Here is a 17,560-nt window from a genome sequence, read left to right as displayed (position 1 = left end):
GACGCTTTCACCGCAAAATGTGTCGGGAAGGGTCCCGCCTTGCAGATGGGTATCGGGGCGTCCCGAGGTCAGCGAACCTCGTAGGGGTTTTCGTTGCCCGCGGCAAAGGCCATGAGCGCCTCGACGTTGCTGCGTACCATGCCCTCCACGTCCTCGTTGGTGTAAAAGGCCATGTGCGGCGAGACGATCACGTTGGGAAGGGCCGAAAGCGCCGCCCGGTCCCGGTTGGGGAGCACGTCGAGGCTGCGGTCGAGGTAGTAGAGGTTCTGCTCGTGCTCTATGGTGTCGAGCGCCGCCCCTCCCAGGTGTCCGGACTCAAGCGCGCCGAGAAGCGCCTCGGTGTCCACGAGGCTCCCGCGTGCCGCGTTGACGAGAATGGCTCCGCGCCGCATGGCGGCAAGCTCCGCCGCACCGATCATGTGGTGGTTCTCGGGCAGGCCCGGCGCGTGCAGCGTCACCACGTCGGACGAGGCAAGAAGCTCGCCCAGGCTCACGTAGGTTGCCATGCCGCGCAGTTCGTCCTTCTCGACGGGGTCGCAGGCGAGCACGCGGCAGCCAAAGCCTCGGAGGTGGCGCACCACGCAGGCGCCGATCGCGCCCGTTCCCACCACGCCCACCGTGCAGCTGGAGAGGTCGCGTCCGATCTTGCCCTCGAGGTCAAAGTTCTGGACGGCAGCCTGGGCCATGAAGAGCTTGACCTTTCTCAGCGCCATCAGCATGAGCATGATCGTGAAGTTGGCCACGCCCTCGGGCGGGTAGGCCGCGTGCGCCACGCGTATGCCCAGCTCACGAGCTGCGGCAACGTCGATGTGCTCAAAGCCTATGGAGCGGGTGGCGAGGCCGTGCACGCCGAGAGCGCGGTAGCGGGAGAGCAGCTCGCGCGACATGGGATTGGTGATGATGCACACGCCGTCCGCACCGGCGGCGAGACCCGCGTTCTCGAGCGTGGGGTAGTCCGGCGTCCAGTCGTAGTCAAAGCCCAGCTCGCGGCTCAGCGCGTCAAGGTAGCCAAGCTCATCATAGGGGCGCAGCGCGTACGCGAAGATCCTCATGGCCTCTCCCTCGTCAGCAAATTGGAGACTGTCCCCAATGTACACCCTTGCTAGAATGAGCGTGATTTCGACGCGAGGGGGAGACATGAAAGAGAGCGTGAGCATTGCCGCCGTGGAGGCCGCGGCGCGCGACTTCAACCGGCCGGGCCCCGATCACATGAACTGCGGCGAGTCCGTGATCGCGGCGCTCTGGGACGCCTTTGAGCCGGACTTCCCGCGCTCTGTGGTGGCGATGGGCGCCGGGATGGGCGCGGGCGTTGGCGGCTCGGGCTGCATCTGCGGCGCGCTTGCCGGCGCCGTGGCGTTTCTCGGCCTTATGGTGCAGACCAAGGAGCGCGCCAAGCCCCTTGCCGCCGAGCTGCACGATGCCTTTCGCGACGGTACCGCCAAGCACGTGACCTGCTGTCGCGTGCTCACGCGCGGCATGGAGTGGTGGGGCGAGGAGCGTGTCTCCCAGTGCCAGGCGCACTGCGCACTGGCCGCCGGTGCCGCGGCGCGCATCCTCTGCCGCGAGCTTGGCGTGCGCGCGGAGGGCTAGGACCTTCGTCCTTCTTATCCTCCGAAGCATGGTGCTTCTGCTGCGGCGCAGTGCGTGTCCTAAGGCGGCGGTCGCGTCGTCACGGGGCTGTCTCCGTAACGAGCTTATGGCGCTCAAATCGCCCATTTGAGTAATGCCGTTGCTCAAATGGGCGATTTGGGTGTTGAGGGTGTCTCAGAGGGCTCGTTTTCTGGGTTTCAGCCCAACGGTCCTTCTCGCCAACTGGGGCTTTGCGGGCGAGAAGGACCTCTCGTTGATGCGCACGTACTCAAATCGGCCTTTTGAGCGCCGTGTTTGCTCAAATCCAGATTTGTGCGCCGGGGTCTGGGGCGTCGGCGTCGGGGATGTCCGGGCCGCCGGCTCCGGGGCCAGCGCGAGGCCGGCCCCGGAGTCACATACCATGCGCCTACAGCGCGTGCGCGACCTCGTAGGCGTCCCAGATGGACGTGAGGATGTTGCCCACCTGGCGACCGTCGCCGACCTCGTAGACCTCGTAGCCGCGGCCAACGAGCTCGCTCGCCATGCTCTCGCGCGGCTTGAAGCCCACGGCAATGACCACGGAGTCTGCCGTCAGCACGCTCCTCTCGCCGCCCTCGACGCTCTCGACCACGGCCCCCTCATCGGTAACGGCCACGATCTTGGCGCCCGTGTGGACGGGGGTGCCGTGATAGGCAAAGGCGTCGTTCAGGTACATCATGTTGGGCAGCGGCACGGGGATTCCGGAGGAGAGGATCGCCGGCAGCGCCTCCACGATCTCCACCTCGCGGCCCTTGTTGATGAGGTCGAGCGCGAGCTCGCAGCCCACGAGTCCGCCGCCGACCACCACGACATGCTGGCCGAGCGCGCCCTCGTTGCGCAGGGCGTCCACGCAGCCCACGCACTTGGGGTTGTCCGTACCCTCGATGGGGGGCATCACCGGCACCGACCCCGCGGCGAGAACGACGGCGTCCGGCCCGAGCGAGTCGATGAGCTCCGGCGTTGCCTCCATGCCCATCCGAACGTCCACGCCAAGGTCCGCAAGCTCGCCCTGGTACCAGGCGTTGAGCTCGCGCACCTCCACCTTGAAGTCATGCGCGCCGCCCGTGAGCAGGTGCCCGCCGAGCGCGTCCGTCCTCTCGAGGAGCGTCACGTCGTGCCCGCGGCGACGTGCGGTGCGCGCAGCCTCCATGCCCGCCACGCCGCCGCCGACCACCACGACGCGCTTCTTCGTTGGCGCCGGTGCGAGCGGGCCCTCGCCCTCGCGGCCCACCTCGGGATTGACCGCACAGCCGCACGGCAGGCCGCCGAAGAGCCGTCCCAGGCAGCCCTGGTTGCACGCAATGCACGGGCGGATCTTGTCGGCGCGTCCGGACTGCACCTTGCGCGGGAGGTCCGGGTCGGCCATCATGGGCCGGCCGAGCGCGACGGCGTCGAACTTGCCCTCCTCGATGGCCTGCTCGTCCACGTGGACGTCGCCCATGCGCGAGCCCACGATCACGGGGATCCCCACGGCCCCCTTGGCCTTCTCGGCAAGCTCGACCATGTAGCCGCGCGGCAGGTACATCGGCGGGCACGCGTAGTAGAACGAGTCGTAGACGCCGGTGTCCACGTCCAGCGCGTCATAGCCGTAGCTCTCGAGCAGCTGGCAGATGCGCACGCCCTCCTCGAGCGTGCGGTACTTCTCGCCCTCGCCGTCAAAGCTCGCCTGCATGAAGCCCTTGGCGTAGGACTTGAGGCCCAGGCGCATGGTCACGGGGAAGTCCTCGCCGCACGTCTGTTTGATTCCCTCGACGATCTCTCGGTTCACGCGCAGGCGGTTCTCGAGGGTGCCCCCGTACTCGTCCTCGCGTCGGTTGGTGAGCGCGGAGGCAAACTGGTCGAGCAGGTAGCCCCAGTGGATCGAGTGCACCTCGACGCCGTCAAAGCCGGCCTGCTTGGCAATGCCCGCCGCCTCCACGAGCTGCTCGACCTTGCGGTGGATCTGGTCGACCGTGAGCGCCGGCGACGTCAGGTTGGGCGCGCCGAAGACGGGGTTTTCCGAGGGGCCGTAGAGGCCGGGCGCGTTGCGTCCGAGCCCGAGCGTCAGCTGCACGAAGAACTTTGCGCCGTAGGCACGGGTCCGGTTGAGCATGGCGTCGGAGGTCGCGAGAAACGCTGCGGGGCTCGTGCGGAACGCGCCCCCGAGCGATGAGGTGGCGTCAACCTCGGTGTCCGTGGTGAGGGCGCCCGTCTGGAGCAGGCCCATGCCGCCCTGTGCGCGCCGCACGAAGTACTCGATGCCGGTGGGGGAGAACGACCCGTCCGGGTTGAGGTAGCTGCCGGTTGTCACGGGGGCCATCACAAAGCGGTTCTTGATGGTCACCTTTCCGATGCTAAAGGGGCTGTTGAGGGCTGGAAACTGCTTGGCCATGGGGTCTCCTCTCCAAGTTGGGTGCTGCTACCTCTGTGCTTCCCACTTTGAGGGGGCCCGCAGGCTAGCACTCGGCGAGTGGCGCAAGCCGGTCGTTAAGAGAGGGCCTGCCAGGCAAGAAGCGCGACGGCGAGAACCGCCGCGGCGAGCAGGCACGCGTCCACGACCCCGCCGGTCTTGCAGAGGCGGGCGCTAAGGCCGTGGGGGAGCGGCCAGAACAGGCGCAGGCCACGGTAGGTGAGCGCGTCCAGCGCGAGGTGCGTGGCAAAGCCGAGGGCGAGGTAGGGCGCAAGCGGCGGGCAGACGAGCCACGTTGCCGCGGCGTATCCCGCAAGCGCGAGCAGGGAGTGCGAGAAGCCCCGGTGGGCAGAGAGCCGCGACGCGCAGGCGAGGGCAACGAGCCCGACGATCCCGAGCGCAAGCCGGCCGAGCCCGTGCGAGGCCGCCTCGCGCAGGACCGCGCTCCCGTTTGCCGCGTCAAAGACCAGCGCGCCCACGAGCAGCGCCGCCGCGCCGGCGCGCGAGAGCCGCTCGCGCCAGGGGTGCGCGGTGTCCCTCACGTCGAGGTCGGGGAGGGTGGCGCCCGCCGCGCCGCAGGACGCCGCGAGGGCAAGGGTCGTGAGGGGCGCGCCCGGCCCGGCGGCGAGCAGTGCCGCCGCGGCGCCAACCGCGAGGTGCGTGCGTCCGGTCACGGGCCCTCCGTTCTTCTCGTCCTCTGACCATGGTACGTCTGCTGCGGTGCGGCGTGGGTGAGGCATGTGCCATACGGCGGCGGCTCGGTTACGGGGCGGTCCCGTCACGGGGCCGGTGCCGTATCGAGACCATGGCGCTCAAAACTCCCATTTGAGTAATGCCCGTGCTCAAATGGTTGATTTGAGCACGGGCGCATCGACGAGAGGTCCTTCTCGCCTGCAAAGCCCCAGCTGGCGAGAAGGACCGTCGGGCTGAAGCCCAGAAGACGAGTCCCCCGAGACGCTCCCGGCACTCAAATCCCCCTTTTGAGCACCGCATTTGCTCAAATCTGGATTTGTGCACCGGGAGGGCACGGGGCGTCGGTGCCGGAAATGCCCGAAGCGCGGCCGCCGCGAGCGCCGTCCCGCCGGCGCGTACGAGAAGCACGCGCCACGCCCTTCTCGCGCGTGCTACACTACCAACCGACAACGGGGGGGCTGGCGCACGCCGGCTGAGATTGGGCCCAGGATCGCGGCCCTGACCCAGGAACCTGATCCGGGTAATGCCGGCGTAGGGACGAGCTTCGCGCGTAACGAGGCACCTACGAGAGACGGGGTGCCTTGGGGCACCCGGAAGGGAGGGGCGCGTGAACTGCTCGGTTGCGATTCAGTTCCTGCCCATGGACGCCACCAACGACGACGCTACGTGCGACGCGGTGGATGCCGTCATCGCCTACATCGACTCAACGGGGATCGACTACTTTGTGGGCCCCTTTGAGACGGCGATCGAGGGCGACTACGAGACCTGCATGGAGATCCTCAAGAACTGCCAGCTCGTGGGTGCCAAGGCGGGGTGCAAGCACATGATGTGCTACGCCAAGATCAACTACCGCCCTGACGGCGACGTCATGTCCACGGACCGCAAGATCGGCAAGTACCACCCCGGCGACCCGGAGTTTGCTCCCAAGTCCGCGGACGCGGCGGCCTAGCATGGCCGTCCGCACCGAGCCAACCCGCGCGCGCCGCATCCTCACGCCGCTTGTCACCATTCTGGCGCTTCTCGCCATCTGGCAGGCCGTCGTGAGCGTGGGGCTCGTCCCCAACTTCCTGCTCCCCACGCCGGTGCAGGTGGTGCAGGCGCTCGTGGAGGACGCCGCCCTGCTCGCGAGCCACTGCGTGGCCACGCTCGCCGAGGCCGCAGCGGGCCTTGCCGTGGGCGTTGCCCTGGGCTTTGTCTTTGCGGTGCTCATGGATCGCTTTGAGGGCTTCTACCTGGCCTTCGAGCCGCTCATGACCATCTCGCAGACCATCCCGACGGTGGCCATCGCGCCGCTTCTGGTGCTGTGGCTCGGCTACGGGGCGCTGCCCAAGATCGTGCTCGTTATCATCTCGACGTTCTTTCCCATCACGGTGTCGCTGGCCTCGGGCTTTCGCTCCGTGGACCCGGACGTCGTCGACCTCATGCGCACGATGAACGCCTCGCGCTGGCAGATCTTCTGGTACGCCAAGCTGCCCGCCGCGACGGAGCAGTTCTTCAGCGGCCTCAAGATCTCCGCCACCTACGCCATCGTCGGCGCCGTCATCGCCGAGTGGCTCGGCGGCAACGAGGGCCTGGGCGTCTACATGACCCGCGTGCGCAAGTCCTTCTCGTACGACCGCATGTTTGCCGCAATCATCGTCATCTCCGCGCTCTCGCTGGCGCTCATGAAGCTCGTTGAGCTCGCCCAGTGCGCGTGCATGCCCTGGAAGAGGGCAGAAAGGAACAACAATGACCGATAAGAACCTCAGCCGCCGCCAGTTTGTCACCCTTGCGGGGGCCTCCGCCGCCACTGCCGCGCTCGCCGGCTGCAACAACTCCGGGACGCCCGCAGCCGAGGGCAACGCCGACTCCACGGACGGCGAGAAGACCAAGATCTCCTTCGTCCTGGACTACACCCCCAACACCAACCACACGGGCATCTACGTGGCGCTCGACCAGGGCTACTTTGCCGACGAGGGCCTCGAGGTGGAGATCGTCCAGCCGCCCGCGGACGGCGCGGACGCGCTGATCGGGGCCGGCGGCGCGCAGATGGGCGTCTCCTACCAAGACTACATCGCCAACAACCTGGCCTCCGACCAGCCGATGCCCTACTCGGCCGTGGCCGCCGTCATCCAGCACAACACCTCTGGCATCATGAGCCGCGAGGAGGATGGCGTCACGCACCCCGCCGCCATGGAGGGTCACACCTACGCCACCTGGAACATGCCCGTCGAGCAGGCCACGGTCAAGCACTGCGTGGAGACCGACGGCGGCGACTGGTCCAAGGTCGAGCTCGTGCCGTATGAGGTGGACGACGAGGTGAGCGGCCTGCGCGCCAACATGTTCGACACCGTGTGGGTCTACGAGGCCTGGGCGGTCCAGAACGCCGTGGTGCAGGACTTCCCGTACAACTACTTCAGCTTCATCTCGGTGGACCCGGTCTTTGACTACTATACGCCCGTCATCGCCGCCAACGACGACTTCGCGGCACAGAACCCCGAGGCCGTGAAGGCCTTCCTGCGCGCGGTCAAGAAGGGCTACGAGTTTGCCGTCGAGAACCCCGACGAGGCCGCCGACATCCTCTGCGCGCAGGTGCCCGAGCTCGACTCCGCGCTCGTGCACCAGAGCCAGTCCTACCTCGCCGACCAGTACGTGGCCGACGCCGAGAGCTGGGGCGTCATCGACCCCGAGCGCTGGGCCGCCTTCTACCAGTGGCTCAACGACAACAACCTCGTTGAGAACCAGCTCGACGTCAACGCCGGCTACGACCTCTCCTTCCTGGAGTAGCGCATGGCAGGGGCTGGCGAGAAGAACGTGCAGGTAGCCGACGGGACGAGAAGCCCCGCCGCGAGTTCCGCAGACGCGCGCTCTGTGCGCGGCGAGGACTGTCCGAGCGCCGGGGCTTCTCGACCCGTCGGCGGAGGGACGGGAATCCCTGCGCTCGAGGCACGCGACCTCACGCTGTCGTGGGACGGCGAACACGTCGTCGTCCAGGGCGTTGACGTGACCGTGGAGCCCGGTGAGGTCTGCTGTCTCGTTGGCCGCTCCGGCTGCGGAAAGACGACCATCTTGCACGCCCTCGCCGGCCTCACCATGCCGATGTCCGGTCGCGTCCTTCTCCACGGGGAGGACGTGACCGGCCGGCCTGGCCGCGTGAGCTACATGCTGCAGAAGGACCTGCTCCTGCCGAGCCATCGCATCATTGACAACGTGTGTCTGCCGCTCGTGCTTGCCGGTATGAAGAAGGCAGAGGCACGCGAGAAGGCCGCGCCGCTCTTCGAGCGCTTTGGCCTTGCGGGCTGCGAGCTCAAGTGGCCGAGCGAGCTCTCGGGCGGCATGCGCCAGCGCGCGGCGTTCCTGCGCACCTACCTCATGGGCGCGGACGTGACGCTTCTGGACGAGCCCTTCTCGGCGCTTGACGCCCTCACGCGCGTGGACGTGCGTCGCTGGTTTGTTGACGTGGTGGCTGAGCTGGGGCTCTCCGCGCTCGTCATCACGCACGACGTGGACGAGGCCGTCTCGATGGCGAGCCGGATCTACGTGCTCGCTGGAGCGCCTGCCGCGGGCGAGCCGAGCCATGTGGCGGGCATCGTGCCCGTGAACCGTGTGGCCAGCGAGAGCTTCGAGCTCACTGACGAGTACCTCGCCGCCAAGCGCCGGGTGATGGCGCTGCTGGGGTAGGCGGGGCGTCGGGCGGTACCCCGCTGGCGCGCGCTCGCCGCACCCGGCACGCGCCGCACAGACGTGCCTCTGGCATTGTCCCGCGCCGAACGCACGAAATCGGGGGCGAAGCCGTGCGCTTGGGGCGGACTATGTCGAATCGCCGCGGGCGGCCCGCCGGGCCGGTTGCGTCGTATGGTAGGCGCGACCGCGCACACCTTCATAATCAGAGCTCGTCCGCACCCAAAACGCGAAGATGTGCGCGATCGGGCTACGACGAGCGCGCGACGCGGCCGAGTGCTCGCTGGCTCGGGGAGCTGGTCGCGCGAGATTGCGTCGAGTGCGCGCCGACAGGGGGCGGTCACGCCTGGTTGCGCCGGGGGGTCGGTGCCGCCCCACACAGCCGAGCATGCCATGGTGCGCGGAACGCCCCTGATAACAGCGAGGAACCGTGCGTGGTGGCATGCTCGCTCGTGAAGAGCAGCGGTCCGGCGCCGCCCGCCCCGTGCGCGAAAGGCGCGCCCGCACGCCCCCGCCCGGCCGCGCGGGCGCGTCACGCTCGCGTAAGGCCCGCGTAATGCTCGCGCAAGGCTCGCCCCCGGCGCCCGCCCGCGCACCCTCCCCGGACGTATCGTTATGGTAAGGATGCGTTCAGGTAGGGGAGGTGGCGTGGGAGCTCGAGCCAAGACGCTGATCGCCGGCGTGGCCCTCATCGTCGCCGCGGTCGTGGTGGCGGGCGCCATCGCGCTCCTGTCCGGCGAGTCGGGCGGGGGCTCTCCGTCCCCCGAGCCTTCGACCGACCAGGCCGAGGAGCTCACCGTCGTCCGAGGGGTCATCGGCTCGGAGAAGGAGTCTCTCTTCGCCGACCCCGAGGCCCGGGCCATCTTCGCCCGCTACGGCCTCGACGTGCAGGTCACGACCTCGGGCTCCTGGGCAATGGCGGAGCGCCCCGGCATCGAGGAGGCGGACTTCGCCTCCCCCTCCTCGGAGATCGCCGCCGCGCACCTCGCCGACGTCCACGGGGACGCGGTCCTCTCCACCACCCGGCCCTTCTACTCGCCGCTCGCCCTGGCGACGGGTGACGCCGCCCTCGACGTCCTGTTGCAGAACGGCATCGCGGAGCAGCGCGACGGCGTGTGGTACCTCGACATGGCGGCCTACCTCGATGCCGTGGCGGAGGGCAGGCGCTGGTCGGACCTCGTCGGGTCGGACGCGTACCCCTCGAGCCGAAACGTCATGGTCACCACGACCGATGTGCGCTCCTCGAACTCGGCGCTCATGTACCTGTGCCTCGCGAGCTACGTGCTCAACGGCAACGCGGTCGTGACGAGCGAGGACGCCGCCCGGCGGCAGGCCTCCGACTCGCTCGCCCGCCTTTTCCTCGACCAGGGGTACTCGCAGTCGTCCTCCTCGGGGCCGTGGGAGTCCTTCCTCTCCAAGGGGCCCATGAACCAGCCGCTCACCCTCATCTACGAGAGCCAGTACCTCGAGGCGCAGATGAACGAGCCCGCCCGCGTGACCTCGTCTATGAGGATCTGCTACCCCTCGCCCACGATCTTCTCGGACCACGTGGTCGTGGCCTTCTCGGAGGCCGGCCAGCGGGTCCAGGACGTCCTCGAGAACGACGCCGACATGGCGCGCGTCATCGCGCGGCACGGCTTCAGGCTCAACGGCGCCAACTCGGCCGCCTTCGCCGAGACGGTGAGCGGGGCGTCCCTCACCGGGTACGCGGAGGACGGGACCTTCATCGATGCCGCGCAGGCCCCCAGCTACGAGGTGGCCGACGCCATGCTCCAGACCATCGAGGCGCTCTACTAGCGCGAAGGGAGAAGAACCATGAGACCAGCACCCGCCCCGCGTCGCCGCGCCCTCGTCGTCCTTCTCGCCCTGCTCTGTGCCATCGCGAGCGCGCTCGCGCTACCCGCCTGCTCGGCGCCCGACGAGCCCGCCGATGACGCCCCCGCGACCCAGGGGGCGTCGGGCGGTAACGGCCCCTCCGTCGACGGCGCCACGCTTCGCGTGCTCGCCGGGTCCGAGGTCAAGGACATGGAGGGCATCCTCGAGGACGCCCAGGACGAGCTCGGCATCACGGTCGAGCTCGAGTACATGGGCACGCTCGACGGCACGGAGGCCGTGATGGCGGGCGAGGGCGACTACGACGCCACGTGGTTCCCGTCAAACGCCTACATGTCGCTCTTCGACGAGAAGGGCTCGCTCGTGAGCCAGGAGACGTCGATCATGCGCACGCCCGTCGTGCTGGGCGTGCGGGCCGATCGCGCCGCCGAGCTGGGCTGGGACGAGCGGAGCCCGACGTGGGCCGAGGTCGTCGACGCCGCCGCCTCGGGGGAGTTCCGCTACGGCATGTCGAGCCCGGTCTCGTCCAACAGCGGCTTCTCAGCGCTCGTGGAGCTCGCCACGGCGCTCTCGGGCACGGGTGCGGCTATCACCGCCGACGACGTCGAGACGGTGGCCGCGGACCTCACGCGCTTCGCGCAGGGACAGGCGCTCACGAGCGGCTCGTCGGGCTGGCTCATGGACGCCTACGGCAACGACCCCTCGGCGGTGGACGGCGTCTTCAACTACGAGTCCCTGGTCCTGGCGGACCCCGGCCTCGTCGAGGTGATCCCCCAGGACGGCGTCATCACCGCCGACTACCCGCTCACGCTGCTCTCGGGCCGTGGCGACCGGGCCGAGGCGGCCTACCGCGCGCTCGTGGACTACCTGCGGCGCGACGACGTCCAGCGGCGCATCGCCGACGAGACGCTGCGCCGGACCGACGCCACCACGGCCGACGACGCCACGGAGGCCTTCGAGATCCCCTTCCCCAACCGCCTCGAGACGGTGAGGGCGCTGCTCTCGAGCTGGGTCTCCGACGTGCGCAAGCCCGCCAACATGGTCTTCCAGATCGACACCTCGGGCTCGATGGAGGGTTCGCGGCTCGACTCCCTCAAGGCGGCGCTCGGCTCGCTCACGGACACGGGCGCCGAGGGGACGGGCTCGCTTCTGACCTTCCAGCCGCGCGAGACGGTGCACTTCGTGGAGTTCGCCACCTCGGTCAAGGACGAGCGCGACATCACGGTCGGCGAGGACGGGAACCTCTCCGACGTGGGCGACTACGTCCGGGGGCTCGTCGCGTCCGGCAGTACCGCGATCTACGGGACGCTCGAGCGTTCCCTCGAGCTTGCGGCACGGACCCGCTCCGACGCGAACGTGACCTCCGTCGTGCTCTTCTCGGACGGCGAGAACCTCGAGTCGCCGGACCTCGCTGCGTTCAGGTCATGGTACGAGGCCACGCCCGAGGTCCATGGCATCCCGGTGTACGCGATCTTGTTCGGCGAGGCGAGCAGGGACGAGATGGAGCAGCTCGCCGAGCTCACGGGTGGGCGCGTCTTCGACGCGGCGGACGGGGACCTCACCGCCGCCTTCAAGGAGATCCGCGGCTATCTGTAGACGAGGGCGGGTGCCGGGTCGGGCGAGGAGAGAGAGGGAGGGATCGATGCGGGGCGAGAGGGTCATGGCGATCGGGGTGTCCGTGGCGGTCCTCGCGGTCTTCTGCGGCGCCGCCCTTCTCGTCGCGGGCGTCGCTGCCCGCGTGGGGCTCATCGCGGCGGGCGCCCTCATGTCGGCTGGGTCGTGGCTGCTGCTCACCTCGCTCAACATGCCGAGCCACGTGGCTGCCATTGACCTTGAGGCGCTCGTGGGCGCCGACCCCGCCCTCAAGGAGTCCGCGGAGGCCGTGAACGAGATGGCGGCGCGCATCGAGGGAGCGTGCGCGGCGGACGAGCCCCGGGGCATCGCCGCCGAGGCCGAGCCCCTTCGCGCCCTCGTGGCGTCCATGGTCGAGCTCGTGGGCCTGCCCGAGCTCGCGTCCGCCGGGGCGGAGGAGGACCGTCGCCTCGTGCTCTCGCTCGCGACGACCTGGCTGCCGGGCGCCTGGGAGCAGCTCGTCACCAACGTGCGCTACCTCGGCTTCGGCGGGCGCGCGAGCTCTCGCGCGCGCCGCAACGTCACGGCGCTCGACGGGCAGTGCGCCGACGTGGCGGGCGCGCTCGACCTCGTGCGCGCGCGCATCGTGGAGGGCGCCTCCACCCAGATCGAGACCGGCGCCGACTACCTGAGGCAGCGCCTCGGGCACCGCCCGAGCGAGCTCGACGTGAGCTGACGTCCCGCGTGGCCCGACCGCCTTGCGGCCGCGGGCGCGCCTGCCGCCCGACCCCACCTACCCCCCATGAAAGGAGACCCCATGTCCGATGACCTTCTCAGCGCGCCCGACGACCGCTTCGACCTTGAGGCGACCCCGGCGCCCGAGCCGGTGCGCGTCGAGGGCGCGCTCTCGCAGGTGCCCGCCCCTGACGCCGCGGAGCTCCGGCGCCTGAGCGACAACGCCGGCTCCTGGGTCGCGCGCGTGGCGACCCTGCCGCCCCAGAGCCTCGAGTTCAAGCAGGAGGTCGACGCCATCTACGAGGTGGGCGCCGACGCCTTTCGCGAGACCAGCAGCACCTCGAGCCGCTTCCTCGAGCAGTCCCTGGCCACGTCCAGGTCCGGGGGAGCGCAGCAGGAGGTCTCCAGGAGCCTCGTCGACCTGCGCAACGAGGTCGACGAGCTCGCGCCGGGCGAGGACACCTTCGCCGAGCGCCTGCTGGGGGCGCTGCCCCTCGCGAGTCGCGTGAGGCGCTACTTCCGGCGCTACGAGTCCAACCAGGGCCAGCTCAACGCGATTCTGCTCGCGCTCGGCAAGGGGCAGGACCTGCTGCGCAAGGACAACGCCGCCCTCAACGTGGAGCGGCGCAGCCTCTGGGGCAACCTCGGGACCCTGAGGCGCGCCTACGAGCTGCTGACCGGCATCGACGACGCTCTCGTGGAGCGCATCGAGCGCGAGCGGGCCGCGGGCAACGCCGAGCTCGCCGCCTCGCTCGAGCGCGACGCGCTGTTCGCCGTGCGTCAGCGCCGCCAGGACGTGCAGACCCAGGCGGCGGTGACCATCCAGGCCTACCTCTCGATGGGGATCATCCAGCAGAACAACGACCAGCTGGTCCGAGGTGTCGAGCGCGCCAAGACCACCACGGTGACCGCGCTGCGCACCGCCGTGATCGTCGCGCAGTCGCTCGAGAACCAGAAGCTCGTGCTCGACCAGATCGACGCCGTCAACAGGACCACCGACGCCATGATCGACCGCACGAGCAAGCTGCTGCAGGAGAACTCCCTGCGCACGCAGCAGCAGGCCGTCTCGAGCGGCGTCTCGCCCGAGACGCTGAGGCGCGCATACGACGCGGTCTTCTCGACGCTCGACGGCATCGACAGGTTCCGCGAGCAGGCCAACGAGTCCTTCGCCAAGACGATTGACGTGCTGAGCGAGCAGCTTGAGCGGGCTCGCGACTACGCCGAGCGGATGAATCGCGACGGGGAGGGCGCCTCGCCGGAACCGGGGGAGTGACGCGACGGAGTGGGACACCGGGGACGGAGCGGTGACAATCCCTCCGTCCCCGTGTCACAGGGTCGTGACGCCCGCCGCGGCGAGCTCGCCGCGCGCCTCGTCGCTCAGGTGGGGGTCGGTGATCACGCAGACGTCCTTCTTGCCCAGCGCAAGCGGGACGGTGCCGCGCCGCGCTCGACCTCACCGACCCCGACGCCATCGACAAGAGCGTCTTCTACAAGGCCGTCCTCGTGGTGATCGTCGCGGTGCGCCGCTTCGCCGGGCGCTACGCCGCGCTCGCCCGCGAGATGGCGGAGGCCGAGAAGGACGAGGCGCGCGCGGCCGAGCTTCGCCGGATTGCCGAGACCTGCGAGCGCGTGCCCTACGAACCCGCCCGCTCCTTCCGCGAGGCCGTGCAGTCCGTCTGGTTCATCCAGCTCATCCTGCAGATCGAGTCCAACGGCCACAGCCTCTCCTACGGCCGCTTCGACCAGTACATGTTCCCGTACCACCAGGCGGACATCGCCTCTGGCGCCATCACGCGTGACGAGGCGCTCGAGCTCCTCACCTGCCTTTGGATCAAGACGCTCTCCGTCAACAAGGTGCGCAGCCAGGCGCACACGTTCTCCTCGGCCGGCAGCCCCATGTACCAGAACGTCACCATCGGCGGCCAGACCACGGACAAGCGCGACGCGGTCAACGACCTCTCCTTCCTCGTGCTGCAGTCCGTGGCGAAGACCCGCCTCACCCAGCCCAACCTCACGGTGCGCTACCACGCCGGGCTCAACAAGGAGTTCTACGACGAGTGCATCGAGGTCATGAAGCTCGGCTTTGGCATGCCCGCGCTCAACAACGACGAGGTAATCATCCCGTCCTTCATCAAGTGGGGCGTGGCGGAGGAGGACGCCTACAACTACTCAGTCATCGGCTGCGTTGAGACGGCCGTCCCGGGCAAGTGGGGCTACCGCTGCACGGGAATGAGCTACGTGAACTTCCCGCGCATGCTGCTCTGCGTGATGAACGACGGCGTGGACGTGACCACCGGCAAGCGCTTTGCCAAGGGCTACGGCAGCTTCCGTGACATGAAGAGCTACGACGAGCTCATGGAGGCCTGGGACAAGACCATCCGAGAGATCACCCGTGCGAACGTCATCGTGGAGAACGCCATCGACAAGGCCTCCGAGCGCGACGTGCCGGACGTCCTGTGCTCCGCGCTCACGGACGACTGCATCGGCCGCGGCAAGACCATCAAGGAGGGCGGCGCGGTCTACGACTTCATCTCAGGCCTCCAGGTGGGCATCGCCAACATGGCCGACTCCCTCGCGGCCATCAAGAAGCTCGTTTTTGACGAGAGGCGCATCACGCCGGCCGAGCTCGCCGACGCGCTGGAGAGCGACTTCGCGGGCGAGAAGGGTGAGCAGATCCGCCGGATGCTCGTGAACGACGCCCCCAAGTACGGCAACGATGACGACTCCGTGGACCAGCTCGTAGTGGACGCCTACCAGTCCTACATCGACGAGATTGCCAAGTATCCCAACACGCGCCATGGCCGCGGCCCCATCGGCGGCATCCGCTACGCCGGCACCTCCTCGATCAGCGCCAACGTGGGGCAGGGAATGGGGACCATGGCCACGCCCGACGGCCGCCACGCCCACGAGCCGCTCGCCGAGGGCTGCAGCCCCGCGCACAACGCCGACACCCACGGTCCCACCGCCGTCTTCAAGTCTGTCTCGAAGCTTCCCACGGAGAAGATCACGGGCGGCGTGCTACTCAACCAGAAGATGGCTCCCACGATGCTCGCCTCCGAACGCAACAAGCAGAAGCTCGAGATGCTCATCTCATCGTTTTTCGACCGCCTGCACGGCTATCACGTGCAGTACAACATCGTGAGCCGCGAGACCCTGCTCGACGCGCAGGCCCACCCCGAGAGGCACAAGGACCTGATCGTCCGCGTGGCCGGCTACTCCGCGTTCTTCAACGTGCTCTCCCGCGCCACCCAGGACGACATCATCGCCCGCACCGAGCAGACCCTGTAGCGTGCAAAAGGGACAGGCACTTTTGCACGCTTCCACACGCCAAGCGAAAGGAACCAGTCATGAAGCTCATCATCGACGACGCCGACGTCAATGCCATCAAGCGCCTGGTCGAGTACTACCCCGTCGACGGCGTGACCACCAACCCGTCGATCCTTGCCGCCTCCGGCCGCCAGCCCTTCGAGGCCCTGCACGAGATCCGAGACATCATCGGGCCCGAGATGGAGCTCCACGCGCAGGTCGTGGCCCGCGATGCCGACGGGATGGTCGCCGACGGCCGGCGTATCGTGGCCGAGCTCGGCGCCCACACCTTCCCCAAGGTCCCGAGCGTCCCGGAGGGCTTCAAGGCCATTCGCATGCTCGCCGCCGAGGGGATCCGCACCACCGCCACGGCCATCTACACCCCGATGCAGGCGTTCCTCGCCGCCAAGGCCGGCGCCTCCTACGCCGCCCCCTATATCAACCGCATCGACAACATGGGCTACGACGGCGTAGGCGTTGCCATGGAGATCCACGACATCTTCCGCGCCAACGACCTCCCCTGCGAGGTGCTCGCCGTGAGCTTCAAGAACTCCCAGCAGATCCTCGAGCTCGCCCGCTACGGCGTCGGCGCCGTGACGGCCGCCTCCTCCGTGATCGAGGGCCTCATTAAGAACGCCGCGATCGACGCTGCGGTGGACGCCTTCACCGCCGACTTCGAGGGTCTCGTTGGCGCCGGCAAGACGATGGCCGACCTGTAGGTGCGGGCGAGAAGAACCTCGGCCCCGGACCTCCACACGCAATCGGGGATTACCAACATCCGCGTTAGCGCGTGACAGAAGTTGAACTACCGAACGCGTAGCTTGGGAAACGCGGCCGTCTAGCCGCAGAATCCCGAGCTACGCGTTCTTCTCGCCATGCGCAATCCGAGATTCCGGCAAAGGATCCTGCCCGGCCGCCCTGGCCCGCGACGTAAGCGTTGCGCAAGGGATGCCGGCCAAGCCAGCATTTCCCCTTGCTTCGGGCTAACGTTGTCTTGAGAGCGGAGGGGGGTACATGGAAGCGCACGAGGACGATACGTACGCGAGGCTCAAGGCGGCGATGGAGGAGGCGGAGGCGAGCGAGTCTCCCGTGGAGTCCGCCCGTGACCGCCGGCGCCGCTATCTGGCGATTGCCTTGATAGTTCTTGTTCCCCTGGCCGTGGTCAGCTATGTCGCGTGGGGACTCATCGGCCTGTTTACCTTGGGCAAGACGGACGAGGGGCCGATCGCGGTGGCGTATCGGCTCGTGGGCGTTCCGGGCTGGCTCGCCATCTTTTCCTTTGGCGTCGTGGCGGTGGCGCGGCAGCTGCGCGATGACTTCAAGGGCGTGGGCGAGCGCATCTTCGGGGCGGTCATCATCGCGCTCATGGTGTGTACCTGCTACGTCTTTGTGGGGCAGCCGCTGCTGGACATCCCGTACCTCTTCGACCCCGTGCGCGTCGAGCTGCACGATGTCGAGACGAGGGACGTGAGCGGCGAGAGCGGCGCGACGTACTACCTCAGCGGCGTCGACGAGTCCGGCAAGGAGTGGGAGTTCCGCATCAACAGCGATACGTTCCTCAGCTGGGACCGCGGCCGTACCACCGCCACCGTGACCGGCCTCCCCAACACCCAGGTGACGCTCGCCATCGAGTGACCCTCCCCGCGCCCTCCAGAGGGTGGAGGCCCTGAGCGACGGCCACCAGGAGTTCCTCACGCCGCTGCAGACAACCGTGACAGCAAAAGGCCGCCCCTCCGATTCTCTAAGCAAGGATCTTCCGCGAAG

The 17,560-nt window shown here is 68.5% G+C and carries 14 protein-coding genes and 1 pseudogene; 12 read left to right on the top strand and 3 right to left on the bottom strand.

Annotated features, from left to right (window positions below):
* Positions 1-68 precede the first annotated feature (68 nt).
* Entirely contained in the window at positions 69-1,052 is a 984-nt protein-coding gene (locus QUW25_RS05155) for a D-isomer specific 2-hydroxyacid dehydrogenase family protein (protein WP_289511149.1), read from the bottom strand.
* An 85-nt stretch (positions 1,053-1,137) separates the two neighbouring features.
* On the opposite strand from QUW25_RS05155, the gene QUW25_RS05150 reads away from it, so the two are divergent.
* Entirely contained in the window at positions 1,138-1,590 is a 453-nt protein-coding gene (locus QUW25_RS05150) for a C-GCAxxG-C-C family (seleno)protein (RefSeq protein ID WP_289511148.1), read from the top strand.
* A gap of 406 nt (positions 1,591-1,996) precedes the next feature.
* Here the strand turns inward: QUW25_RS05150 and QUW25_RS05145 are convergent, their stop codons facing one another.
* Both QUW25_RS05145 and QUW25_RS05140 read right to left on the bottom strand, forming a co-directional pair.
* Positions 1,997-3,979, bottom strand: coding sequence for an FAD-dependent oxidoreductase (locus QUW25_RS05145; RefSeq protein ID WP_289511147.1), 1,983 nt, complete (start codon positions 3,977-3,979; stop codon positions 1,997-1,999).
* Between the two features lie 95 nt (positions 3,980-4,074).
* On the bottom strand, positions 4,075-4,671 hold the full coding sequence (locus tag QUW25_RS05140; protein ID WP_289511146.1) for a metal-dependent hydrolase: 597 nt from the start codon (positions 4,669-4,671) through the stop codon (positions 4,075-4,077).
* Between the two features lie 626 nt (positions 4,672-5,297).
* Between QUW25_RS05140 and QUW25_RS05135 the strand changes: the two genes are divergently transcribed.
* The 11 genes and pseudogenes from QUW25_RS05135 (at position 5,298) to QUW25_RS05085 (ending at position 17,431) form a co-directional block, all read left to right on the top strand.
* A complete protein-coding gene (locus tag QUW25_RS05135) occupies positions 5,298-5,639 on the top strand; it encodes a thiamine-binding protein (protein ID WP_289511145.1) in 342 nt (113 codons plus the stop codon).
* Position 5,640: 1 nt separating this feature from the next.
* On the top strand, positions 5,641-6,429 hold the full coding sequence (locus tag QUW25_RS05130) for an ABC transporter permease (RefSeq protein ID WP_289511144.1): 789 nt from the start codon (positions 5,641-5,643) through the stop codon (positions 6,427-6,429).
* Positions 6,419-7,456, top strand: coding sequence for an ABC transporter substrate-binding protein (locus QUW25_RS05125; RefSeq protein WP_289511143.1), 1,038 nt, complete (start codon positions 6,419-6,421; stop codon positions 7,454-7,456). The genes QUW25_RS05130 and QUW25_RS05125 overlap by 11 nt, the downstream gene beginning before the upstream one ends.
* Before the next feature lie 3 nt (positions 7,457-7,459).
* A complete protein-coding gene (locus QUW25_RS05120) occupies positions 7,460-8,350 on the top strand; it encodes an ABC transporter ATP-binding protein (RefSeq protein WP_289511142.1) in 891 nt (296 codons plus the stop codon).
* Positions 8,351-8,998: 648 nt separating this feature from the next.
* Entirely contained in the window at positions 8,999-10,147 is a 1,149-nt protein-coding gene (locus tag QUW25_RS05115; RefSeq protein ID WP_289511141.1) for a hypothetical protein, read from the top strand.
* Between the two features lie 18 nt (positions 10,148-10,165).
* Positions 10,166-11,779, top strand: a complete 1,614-nt coding sequence (locus QUW25_RS05110) for a vWA domain-containing protein (RefSeq protein WP_289511140.1) — start codon at positions 10,166-10,168, stop codon at positions 11,777-11,779.
* Between the two features lie 46 nt (positions 11,780-11,825).
* Positions 11,826-12,491 (top strand): hypothetical protein, encoded by a 666-nt coding sequence (locus QUW25_RS05105; protein ID WP_204793559.1) that lies wholly within the window; start codon positions 11,826-11,828, stop codon positions 12,489-12,491.
* An 81-nt stretch (positions 12,492-12,572) separates the two neighbouring features.
* Positions 12,573-13,763, top strand: coding sequence for a toxic anion resistance protein (locus QUW25_RS05100; protein WP_143786344.1), 1,191 nt, complete (start codon positions 12,573-12,575; stop codon positions 13,761-13,763).
* Between the two features lie 164 nt (positions 13,764-13,927).
* Positions 13,928-15,778 (top strand): annotated as a pseudogene (locus tag QUW25_RS05095) (glycyl radical protein); the annotation flags it as partial.
* Between the two features lie 59 nt (positions 15,779-15,837).
* Positions 15,838-16,515, top strand: a complete 678-nt coding sequence (locus QUW25_RS05090; protein ID WP_289511139.1) for a transaldolase family protein — start codon at positions 15,838-15,840, stop codon at positions 16,513-16,515.
* Positions 16,516-16,810: 295 nt separating this feature from the next.
* On the top strand, positions 16,811-17,431 hold the full coding sequence (locus tag QUW25_RS05085; protein WP_075280783.1) for a hypothetical protein: 621 nt from the start codon (positions 16,811-16,813) through the stop codon (positions 17,429-17,431).
* Positions 17,432-17,560 lie beyond the last annotated feature (129 nt).

Origin of the sequence: Thermophilibacter provencensis (assembly GCF_030372065.1) — a bacterium.
Taxonomy (GTDB): Bacteria; Actinomycetota; Coriobacteriia; order Coriobacteriales; family Atopobiaceae; genus Thermophilibacter; species Thermophilibacter provencensis_A.
The sequence above is the reverse complement of the archived record's forward strand: the minus strand, read 5'-3'. Positions and strand labels throughout refer to the sequence as shown.

Coding starts and splice junctions, on each gene's coding strand:
- QUW25_RS05155 (WP_289511149.1), bottom strand. CDS start 1,052: ATGAGGATCTTCGCGTACGCGCTGCGCCCCTATGATGAGCTTGGCTAC.
- QUW25_RS05150 (WP_289511148.1), top strand. CDS start 1,138: ATGAAAGAGAGCGTGAGCATTGCCGCCGTGGAGGCCGCGGCGCGCGAC.
- QUW25_RS05145 (WP_289511147.1), bottom strand. CDS start 3,979: ATGGCCAAGCAGTTTCCAGCCCTCAACAGCCCCTTTAGCATCGGAAAG.
- QUW25_RS05130 (WP_289511144.1), top strand. CDS start 5,641: ATGGCCGTCCGCACCGAGCCAACCCGCGCGCGCCGCATCCTCACGCCG.
- QUW25_RS05125 (WP_289511143.1), top strand. CDS start 6,419: ATGACCGATAAGAACCTCAGCCGCCGCCAGTTTGTCACCCTTGCGGGG.
- QUW25_RS05120 (WP_289511142.1), top strand. CDS start 7,460: ATGGCAGGGGCTGGCGAGAAGAACGTGCAGGTAGCCGACGGGACGAGA.
- QUW25_RS05110 (WP_289511140.1), top strand. CDS start 10,166: ATGAGACCAGCACCCGCCCCGCGTCGCCGCGCCCTCGTCGTCCTTCTC.
- QUW25_RS05105 (WP_204793559.1), top strand. CDS start 11,826: ATGCGGGGCGAGAGGGTCATGGCGATCGGGGTGTCCGTGGCGGTCCTC.
- QUW25_RS05100 (WP_143786344.1), top strand. CDS start 12,573: ATGTCCGATGACCTTCTCAGCGCGCCCGACGACCGCTTCGACCTTGAG.
- QUW25_RS05090 (WP_289511139.1), top strand. CDS start 15,838: ATGAAGCTCATCATCGACGACGCCGACGTCAATGCCATCAAGCGCCTG.
- QUW25_RS05085 (WP_075280783.1), top strand. CDS start 16,811: ATGGAAGCGCACGAGGACGATACGTACGCGAGGCTCAAGGCGGCGATG.